Origin of the sequence: Brevundimonas sp. UBA7534, assembly GCF_002479325.1 — a bacterium.
Taxonomy (GTDB): Bacteria; Pseudomonadota; Alphaproteobacteria; order Caulobacterales; family Caulobacteraceae; genus Brevundimonas.
This window is the reverse complement of record NZ_DLMO01000008.1, coordinates 12,350-18,531: the sequence shown is the minus strand read 5'-3', so window position 1 is coordinate 18,531 and position 6,182 is coordinate 12,350. Positions and strand designations below refer to the sequence as shown.

The window sequence follows — 6,182 nt, the reverse complement described above, 5'->3', positions numbered from 1 at the left end:
TTGAGTCCGGAGCCTAATCCGGCGCGACCGCGAGAGGGTCGAACGTGAGCGGTTTGACCGCCTCAAGGCCGAGCTGACCATGGCCTTCGGCGCGCCCGCCGCCGACTACCGCCCATTGGACGCGCAAGCCTTCCTGGCCGACGTTGGGCGCGCATAAGCGTGGTCGGCTTTCGCGTCTCCGCGACGGCCGAGCGGCGATTGAGGGAAATCCACGCCTACACCCATGACATCTGGGGCGAGGGCCAGGCCAGCCGTTACATCCATGGCCTCTTCGCGGCCTTCGAAGACATTGCGGCCGGACGCCGGATCGCGCGCACCGTCCCCGCCGAGTTTGGGGTTGAAGGCTTCTACACGCGCCATGAGCGCCATTACGTCTATTGGCGACGGCTTCCCGACGGAACCGTCGGCATCGTGATCGTTTTGCATGAACGGATGCATCAGATCGACCGTTTCAGGGACGACGCGTCGGCCTGAACCGGCGCCAGTGACCAGGATCGCCAGAATGGACGCGACCGCCGAAACCGTCTTCCGCCCCGCCATCCCGCCCCGGCGGGCGGGCAAGCCCCTGTCGCTGCTGCCCTTCCTGTGGATCAGCTGGCGCGACCCGATCCGCATGTGGTCCGAACGGCATTTCGACGAGCCGCAGTTGCATGGACACAGCGCCTTCGGCGAGATTCTGGTGGTCAGTCACCCCGCCGGGGTGCGCCATGTCCTAACCGAGAACGCGGCCAACTACGTCAAGGGCGACCTGCAGCGCCGGGTGCTGGGGCCCATGCTGGCCGAGGGCCTGCTGCTGACCGAGGGCGACACCTGGCGCCGCGCCCGTCGCATCCTGGCGCCCCTTTTCACCCCGGCCAGGATGGCGACCTTGAACGCGCGCATGGCCGAGGTCTGCGCCGCGCGCGTCGCCGCCTGGTCGCTGTCGGCGCGCGGTCGGGTGCTGGACATCGATTCGGAGATGTCGGGCCTGACCTTCGACATCCTGTCGGCGACCATGTTCTCCGACGAGCTGGGCGGAGAAGCCAAGGGGTTTGAGCGGGCGCTGAACCAGTTCCTGGCCAATGGCGCGCGGATCGATCCGCTGGACGTGCTGGGCGCGCCGGACTGGGCGCCGCGCCTGGGCCGCCTGGCCAGCGTCCGCTCGGCGCGCTTCTTCGAGCAGCGCGTCACCCGTCTGGTCGAGGCGCGCCGCGCCCGGATCGAGGCCGGTGAGGCCGCGCCCGACGACCTGCTCAGCGCCCTGTTGCTGGCCCGCGACGAGACGGGTGGTCCCAATTCGACCGGGGCGGGCCTGTCGGACGAGGAGGTGGCCGCCAACATCCTGACCTTCATCCTGGCGGGCCACGAGACCACCGCCCGCGCCCTGGGCTGGACCCTTCACCTGCTGTCGCGCCAGCCCGAACACCTGGCCCGGCTCCAGGCCGAGGCGGACGCCTTCGATGTCTCCGATCCCAAATGGGCCGAGGTCCTGCCCTGGACCCGGGCGGTGCTGGAAGAAACCATGCGCCTGTTTCCGCCCGCGCCGACAATGGCGCGCAAGGCCCTGGCCGAGGACGAGATCGGCGGCCAGCGGATCGCCGCCGGCGCCACCGTCATCATCTCGCCGTGGATCCTGCAGAGGCACCGGCTGCTTTGGGACGACCCCGACGCCTTCCGGCCCGAACGCTTCCTGCCCGAGAACCGCAAGGCGATCGACCGCTACGCCTATATTCCCTTCAGCGCCGGGCCGCGCGTCTGCATCGGCGCCGCCTTCGCGATGCAGGAGGCCATGATCGCCCTGGCCGCCATCCTGCGCGTGGCGGAGATCGAATCCGTGGTCCGCGACGAGCCCAGGCCGGTCCATCAGATCACCCTGCGCAGCCGCGAGCCGATGCGGCTTCGCCTGCGGGCGCGGCGTGGCCGGAACGAGGTTTCCAAGCCCGTCTCCATTGACCGGGCGACGCCCGCCCCATAAACACCCGCCCGTTTGCCCGTCGCCCGAATTTGGGCCCGGATTCGGTGTAGGAGCACGCCCCATGACAACGAAGATCCTTCCGGGCGCCACGGGCGTTCTCGTGCTCGCCGACGGAACCGTGTTTCAGGGCGTCGGCGTCGGCGCGACCGGCTCGGCGCTGGGCGAGGTGGTCTTCAACACCGCCATGACCGGTTATCAGGAAATCCTGACCGATCCGTCGTACATGAGCCAGATTCTGGCCTTCACCTTTCCCCACGTCGGCAACGTCGGCACGAACGTCGAGGACATCGAGCAGATGGGCGGCGGGTCGGATACCTCGGCGCGCGGCGCGATTTTCCGCGACACGCCGACCGATCCGGCCAACTGGCGCGCGGACGCCAGCTTCGACGCCTGGATGCAGCGGCGTGGCGTGGTCGGTCTTGCCGGGATCGACACCCGCGCCCTGACCAAGCGGATCCGCGACAAGGGCGCGCCCCACGCCGTCATCGCCCATGACCCGGACGGAAACTTTGACATCGACGCCCTGGTCGCCCAGGCGCGCGACTGGACCGGCCTGGTCGGCCTGGACCTGGCCAAGCCCGCCTCGACCCTTCAGGCCTTTGAATGGAACGAGGGCGTGTGGGACTGGCCGGAAGGCTATCCCACCGTCGCCGGCGGCAAGAGCGTGGTGGTCATCGACTACGGCGTGAAGCGCAACATCCTGCGCGCCCTGGCCTCGACCGGCGCCAAGATCACCGTCGTGCCGGCGACGACGACGGCCGAAGAGGTGCTGGCCCGCAATCCGGACGGCGTGATCCTGTCCAATGGCCCGGGTGATCCGGCCGCCACCGGCGAATACGCCGTGCCGGAAATCCGCAAGCTGGTCGCCAGCGGCAAGCCGCTGATGGGCATCTGCCTGGGCCACCAGATGCTGGCCCTGGCGCTGGGCGCCCGGACGGTGAAGATGGATCAGGGGCACCACGGCGCCAACCACCCGGTCAAGGACCTGACCACCGGCAAGGTCGAGATCGTCTCGATGAACCACGGCTTTACCGTCGACCGCGACAGCCTGCCCGACGCCGTGACCGAAACCCACGTCAGCCTGTTCGACGGCACCAACTGCGGGATCGCCGTCAAGGACAAGCCGATCTTCAGCGTCCAGCATCACCCGGAGGCCTCTCCGGGGCCGACCGACAGCCTGTATCTGTTCGACCGCTTCGCCGAACTGATGGAGCCCGCCGTCCGGTGAGCGGCGGCGCCAGATCGGCCTATCTGGGCTGGCTGGCCCAGGTGTTGAGGCGTCCCACAGAGGCGCCGGACCTGTCGGTTCAGGGCGATGTCGTCCTGGGCTATGCGACCGGCTATGACGCCGCCGACATCGCGCCGTTCGTCCGCTCCCTGCGCAGCGTCTTCTCAGGCCCGGCGGCCCTGGTCGTCGATCCGCGCGACGATGTCCGCGCCCTGCTGGACGAGGTCGGCGTCGAGGCCATCGCGCCGCTGTGCGTCGATGGCTGGTCCCCTCACCCGGTCATGAAGCGGTTCGCCGCCTTCGATCATCTTCTGTCGCGCTGGCCCGGCGTGGGCGGGGTGTTGATCACCGATGTGCGCGACGTCGTCTTCCAGGCCCCGCCATTCGAGCCGTCGCCGGCGCGCCTTCAGGTCTTCGTCGAGGCAGACCAACCTTTGGGCCGGCACGACTTCAACATGAAGTACCTGACCGCCCTGGCCGGGGCGGATGTCGCGCGTCAGCTGGCGGGGGCGCCCTGCCTGTGCGTCGGCACCGTCATGGGGCCGCGCGAGGCGATGATGCGGTTCTGCCGCCTGGTCCTGACCCTGGCCGCGACTCCCCGCTCGGAAATCGGCGGCGCCTTCGGGGCCGATCAGGCCGCCTGCAACCTGGCCGCCCACCTGGGGCTGATGGAGATGGATGTCGTGCCCAACTACGGCCGGGTCGCCACCATCGGCCTGACGGCGCCGGACCGACTGGGCCTGATCGACGGCCGCATCGTCAATCCGGACGGCACGCGCAGCCCGATCGTGCATCAGTACGACCGCCATCCCGACCTGCTCCACGCGGTTCGCGCGCGTTGGGCCGAAGGCTATCCGCCGCGCGGGCGCGAGCGGCCGCGCACCTCCGGCGACCGACTGAATCGACTGCGGGAGTCGCTGCGGCGCCGACTGCCGGAACTGCGCTAGGCGTGTTTATGGAAGCGGGGCGAAGCTGCGCGCCTCGCGCAGGGCGCAGGCCTTTCTGACCGCCGCCGGCGCCGCGTGCAGCCAGTAGTCGGCGTCGTCAAAACGCCGTTCTCGCCGCCTCTCCAAGCCCCGCATCCGGCGCAGGGCGGCGTTTTCCAGAAGGCGCGCATGCAGCGCGCGCGGCGACAGTTCGGCGATGGCGGGAGAGCCGGGGACGGCGACGGCGTCGGGGCCTTGGGGCTCCACCGCCGGACGGGCGATGGCGATGAACATCAGGATCTCTGCTGGGAAGAAGCGCCGCTTCTGCGGCCGTCATTACGACTCGGTTAACCACAACCCCTGTGGATAGTTCCCAACTGCGTTCAAAAAACGTCGTGAATCCATGACGTTACCATCGCAATCCCGACAAAATGGTTAGCATACGGTTAACGCCCGCCCTGCCGCAGGAGGCGATAGATAGGCAAAACGGGAAAGGTGGGCTTGCGGGCAACACATTCACCAGATAAGTATACGTTTTAACTCACTTTTCTCGGACGACATTTTCATCAGGCCCCCAATAAGGCCCCCGCGTGGGCTGCGGACCCGTATTTTTTGCAGCTGCGAAGTCGCTGGCGACTTAGACCGCACGCGCCACTAAGGCGCCTTGTCATCGCCCGTGATCAACGCTGGCAGTTTCAGGTTCATCTCGCTGAACAACACCACCGCCGCTTCAAAATCGACCTCGCCCCTGCCGAAGGCGGTGGTCTCCCTAGAACCCCAAGCCTTGGACAAACTGGAGAGCAAGGCGGTCTTGTAAGCCGTGTCCATGTTTCCGGCCAGTTGATCGCCCTTCGATTCCAGGGCTACGATCCGTTGCCCGCTGTCACCCTTCAGGGCGGCGAACACGAAGTCCGGATAGACGTTGCCTCGCCGCCAACCCCTGATTGCATAGCTATTCCGGCTCGTCCCGTTGCGGTGCCACCACCGGATAGCGGCGGTATCGTCCAGATAGACCGCAACCTTGCGCTCGTCATGGTTCAGGTCCGCCTTGTAGATCGGGAGGAACAGGCTCCGCTGCAATGGACCACCGGCGCTCCCGGTCAGTTGCTCTGCCATTTCGTCGGCGGTGGTCCAGTCATGGTCGGGCATGATCCAGTCGCCCTCGTCGCCGCGAAGCTGGAACTGGATTTGGCCGTCCGCCAGCCGATCCCGGAATATGCGCGCCGCCTGCCCGTCACGCCAGGCACTCAAATGGCGACGCAGTTCGTCGATGATGAAGCCGGACAACCTACCGATCCGCGCATCATCAAAGCCGCGCCCGTTCAGCCTATCCAGAACCTGCCCAATCACAGCTCGGCCGACGAAAGGGTTGGGGCACAGATCGCCGATCATCCGCACGGCAAAGGCCGGATCGAAGCGACGTTCGACCTCTTCCGTCTTGAGGGTTTCCGTCTCGAACCCTGCCGCAACCGCCGTGCGAAGCCGTACCACTTGGCTTTCTGCCGTGCGCGCATCCATCGGGATCGCGTCGGCGAAACCCGCCACGTCACAAGCCGTCCAATCGACCAGCGGATAAAGGTCGGTTTCCGGATCGATCAGCCGTGGCGCCCGGCCAGGATCAGCCCACAAGACCTGTGGCAGGGCGATGTCGAAGGTCCGGAAAGCGTCGCGCCTCTGGACGGCTCGCTTGACCGACGCAGCGCCCACGCCGCCGTCTGGCAAGACGATGTCGCGAACCAGATCACTGAGCCCGTCACGGCTCAGGCCTTCCTTGATCGCTTCCACCACACGCCGGGTGTCCGCGCGGTGCGTATAGACATAGCATTCGTCCAGCGCCGCCACGCCGGTCTTGGTCGCATGGGGTTGGCGGAGGATACGGCCGACAAGTTGCGTCATGGCCCCCTCCGCTCCATTCGCGGCGAGGGAGCACAGCACATAGGCGAACGGGCAATCCCACCCCTCGGCCAGGGCGGCCTTTGTGATCACGGCTCGCACGCGACACGTCGGCGACAGCAGATCGCGGTTTTCCGGCTTGTCCAGATCGTTGATTTCCGCCGTCTTGAAGGCGATCTCC

At 67.3% G+C, this 6,182-nt stretch carries 5 protein-coding genes and 1 pseudogene; 4 read left to right on the top strand and 2 right to left on the bottom strand.

The genetic code is table 11. From position 1 onward, the window contains the following. Nucleotides 1-159: 159 nt before the first annotated feature. From B2U11_RS00500 to B2U11_RS00485, 4 genes are all read left to right on the top strand, one after another. The gene (locus B2U11_RS00500; protein WP_292069010.1) at nucleotides 160-474 is read left to right on the top strand and encodes a type II toxin-antitoxin system RelE/ParE family toxin; all 315 of its coding nucleotides are present in this window, start codon (nucleotides 160-162) and stop codon (nucleotides 472-474) included. 28 nt (nucleotides 475-502) lie between these two features. Then, nucleotides 503-1,954, top strand: a complete 1,452-nt coding sequence (locus tag B2U11_RS00495; protein ID WP_292069008.1) for a cytochrome P450 — start codon at nucleotides 503-505, stop codon at nucleotides 1,952-1,954. A gap of 61 nt (nucleotides 1,955-2,015) precedes the next feature. Then, a complete protein-coding gene (gene carA / locus B2U11_RS00490) occupies nucleotides 2,016-3,182 on the top strand; it encodes a glutamine-hydrolyzing carbamoyl-phosphate synthase small subunit (RefSeq protein WP_292069007.1) in 1,167 nt (388 codons plus the stop codon). Continuing rightward, the gene (locus B2U11_RS00485) at nucleotides 3,179-4,129 is read left to right on the top strand and encodes a hypothetical protein (protein ID WP_292069005.1); all 951 of its coding nucleotides are present in this window, start codon (nucleotides 3,179-3,181) and stop codon (nucleotides 4,127-4,129) included. Before carA ends, B2U11_RS00485 begins: the two co-directional genes overlap by 4 nt. 6 nt (nucleotides 4,130-4,135) lie before the next feature. Here the strand turns inward: B2U11_RS00485 and B2U11_RS00480 are convergent, their stop codons facing one another. Together B2U11_RS00480 and B2U11_RS00475 are read right to left on the bottom strand one after the other, a co-directional pair. After that, the gene (locus B2U11_RS00480; protein WP_292069004.1) at nucleotides 4,136-4,402 is read right to left on the bottom strand and encodes a hypothetical protein; all 267 of its coding nucleotides are present in this window, start codon (nucleotides 4,400-4,402) and stop codon (nucleotides 4,136-4,138) included. Between the two features lie 360 nt (nucleotides 4,403-4,762). Continuing rightward, nucleotides 4,763-6,182 (bottom strand): annotated as a pseudogene (locus B2U11_RS00475) (hypothetical protein); the annotation flags it as partial.